Source organism: Burkholderia sp. E168m23, assembly GCF_016586125.1.
Classification (GTDB): domain Bacteria; phylum Pseudomonadota; class Gammaproteobacteria; order Burkholderiales; family Burkholderiaceae; genus Burkholderia; species Burkholderia orbicola.
The window spans coordinates 1-3,016 of sequence record NZ_BCPP01000881.1; the positions used below are offsets into that span (position 1 = coordinate 1).

Here is a 3,016-nt window from a genome sequence, read left to right on the forward strand (position 1 = left end):
CGGCCCGTCGATACAGGCGTGGCCACTGATCGTCGAACAAGCCGTTGCAAGTGCCGTGTGTGGCGATATCGCTGAGCACGAAGTGCCGGCCGTCGAAGATCCACGATGCGGTCGAGCCGCAATCGCCTGCACTGCGCAGTCTGACCTTACTCGATAGCGTCGCGCTGGCGGGATCGTAGCCGGCGTCGGTCAGTTCGTTTGCGAACGACGCCGAATCGAGTCCCGCGTTCGCGTTCTCGCCGAAATTCATCGCCGTCGGCGAGTAGGGCGCAGTTCGCCGCACGCGATACCACAGGTCGGTGTGGTTATACATGCTGCTGGTCTGGCACGGTATCGCGACCAGCGCTTCGTCGGCGGAGACCGCCACGGCAGTCGACGCCTTCCTGCGATCGCCCGCCGGCATTTCGTCTTCGACATCGGCCGCACATTGCTTCACGTCGCCGCCGAACTTCGCGAGCACCGCATCGACGAGCGGCCGTTGCTCCGCGGCCGACAGGTTTGCGACGGCCGGGGCCGGCGTGACGGCGGGTGGCAATGCCGGTGCGACGGGCACCGCCGACGCCGGCCGGGTGCCCGGGCGCAGCAACGCCGTGACGGTGCCGACACGGCCCTGCGTGTCGTCGATCAACAGCAGCGCGGCACTCAATCCCGTCAACGGTGTGCGGGCGGTTTGTGCCGACGCCGGATCGCCGAAGCTCAGCAGTTGCGCATTGCGCGACGCAGTGAGCCATGCGGCAACCGTTGCCGGATCGTTGGTCCGGATCCGGAACGGGTGCGCGTCGTCATCGTCCGGTTTGCCGCCGAACGCATGCCATCGGGCCGCCATTGCATCGAACGGGCGACCATCCACGCGCGCGCTGCGCAGGTCCAGCGGCGCCGACGCATAGATGTCGAGCGAGGCTTGCGCGTCCGGGCCGGCATCGCGCGTCACGCGCAGGATGAGGCTGGTGCGTGCATCATCGATATCGTCCGCATGGCTTTCGGCAATGCAGCGGTTGCCGTTGTCGCAAACGACCGACCAGTTCTTGAAGTCGCGTTCGACCGGTGGCCGCGCGAGCGGGCGAGCCTCGGCAACGAACGGGGAAACGGCGAGGAGGGCGGCGATGGCGAGCGAAAGGCGGTGCGACATGACGGTTCGTATCGACTGTGGATGGGCGGGCGGAAGATGTCGGACTGCAAGCGCATCGTCAGCAGGCGGGGCAGGTCGAAGGCTGCGGCGCATGCGGCGGCGCGCTGTGCCGAACGGCATCGAGTATACCGCCGCGATGGGCTGTGAATCGTGACGACGACACGTAGTACGCGGGCACGATCGTTGCTCGCCTGTATTGATCGGACGAGTGCTGATGCAAAAATGGCGCGATCCCCGGAGGCATCGCGCCGTTCACTTTTCATCGGCCGTCGACCACGTCGCGCAGGAACGCATCGAGCATCGCCACGTCGCCCCACGGCCGCTTGTATTCGCGATCGTGTTCGGCATCGGCGAGCATCGTCTCGACCAGCGCGTGGATCGCCGGCCGGCGCGGCCCGTATTCGCTTTCGTTCGCGCTCATCTTCAGCGCGAGCAACGCATCGAGCTCCGCGCGCACCGTCGGCTCGTGCACGGTCCCGTCGACGAGATCGACGAAGCGCATCGGCGGCATGCCGAGCCCCATGTCGATCCAGCGGACCGCGAGCAGCGGACGCAGTACGTACAAGTACTTCTTGTAACGCACCGTGTCGCCTTGCAGATAGCCGCGAAAATTTTTCTTTGCCATCGAGAGGTAGTGATGACGCCCGCGTACCGGCGAGAAGAACGCCGATGCCAGCGACCTGAGCCGCGGCGCCCAGCGCGCATCTTCGCGATACACGACGGGCGAGTCGAGCCATTCGAGCAGCGTCGGGTTCGAGCGTCGCAGCAGTTGCAGCGCCTTGCGCAATTCCCAGCCGCTGACGTCGAGCTCGTCGTCGAGCGGCCGCTCGATCACGTCGCGTTGCGGTTCGACGCTCAGGTACCAGTCGCGCCGGTGTGCGTACACGAAGCGTACGTCGTAATCGCTGTCCGGCGAAGCGAATCCCCAGCCGCGGCTGCCCGATTCGCACGCGAACAGCACGCATACATCATGGCGGCGTTCGACTTCCGCGAGCTCCGCCATCACGCGTGCCCGCACCACCGGGTCGATCGGATGCGCGCTGCGCACGGTCGTCATTGCCTTGTCGGTTTTCATCGTTGTCGTTTTCCTTTCGTTGTGCGCGGCCGCTGGCCCTCGGCCGCACACCGCGCTATCCCTTCACACACACCACCTGGCGCAGCGTATGCACCACTTCGACGAGGCTGCGCTGAGCCGCCATCACCGCGTCGATGTCCTTGTACGCCATCGGGATTTCGTCGACGACGCCCGCGTCCTTCCGGCATTCGACGCCTTGCGTCGCCTTCGCCTGATCGTCGGCCGTGAAGCGACGCTTCGCTTCGGTGCGGCTCATCGTCCGGCCCGCGCCGTGGCTGCAGGAGCAGAAGCTTTCCGGGTTGCCGAGCCCGCGCACGATGAAACTCTTCGCGCCCATCGAGCCCGGAATGATCCCGAGTTGCCCCTTCTGCGCGGACACCGCGCCCTTGCGCGTCACGAGCACGTCTTCGCCGAAGTGGCGCTCGCGCTGCACGTAGTTGTGGTGACAGTTCACCGCGTGCTCGTCGACCGAGAACGGCTTCGCGATCACGCCGCGCGCCGCGCCGATCACCGCGTCCATCATCGCCTGCCGGTTGCGCCGCGCGTAGTCCTGCGCCCAGCCGACCGCTTCGACGTAATCGTCGAAGTGCCGGCTGCCTTCGGTGAAATACGCGAGATTACGGTCGGGCAGGTTCGCGATGTGCTGCCGCATGTCGGCCTGCGCGAGTTCGATGAACAGGCTGCCGATCGCATTGCCGACGCCGCGCGAGCCGCTGTGCAGCATGAACCACACGCGGTCCGCCTCGTCGATGCACACTTCGATGAAGTGGTTGCCGGTGCCGAGCGTGCCGAGATGCGCGTAGTGGTTCCGT

At 66.2% G+C, this 3,016-nt stretch carries 3 protein-coding genes; all 3 read right to left on the reverse strand.

The window, feature by feature from the left end; all coding sequences use genetic code 11:
- The coding region (locus JMF90_RS31280; RefSeq protein ID WP_201325887.1) for a DUF1176 domain-containing protein at positions 1–1,129 on the reverse strand (1,129 nt) is incomplete at its 3' end.
- A 259-nt stretch (positions 1,130–1,388) separates the two neighbouring features.
- The gene (locus JMF90_RS31285) at positions 1,389–2,204 is read right to left on the reverse strand and encodes a nucleotidyltransferase domain-containing protein (RefSeq protein ID WP_011548312.1); all 816 of its coding nucleotides are present in this window, start codon (positions 2,202–2,204) and stop codon (positions 1,389–1,391) included.
- A 55-nt stretch (positions 2,205–2,259) separates the two neighbouring features.
- The coding region (locus tag JMF90_RS31290; protein WP_201325888.1) for an RtcB family protein at positions 2,260–3,016 on the reverse strand (757 nt) is incomplete at its 5' end.

Excerpts from the sequence above, each read along its gene's own strand:
- JMF90_RS31285 (WP_011548312.1), bottom strand. The coding sequence starts at position 2,204 with ATGAAAACCGACAAGGCAATGACGACCGTGCGCAGCGCGCATCCGATC.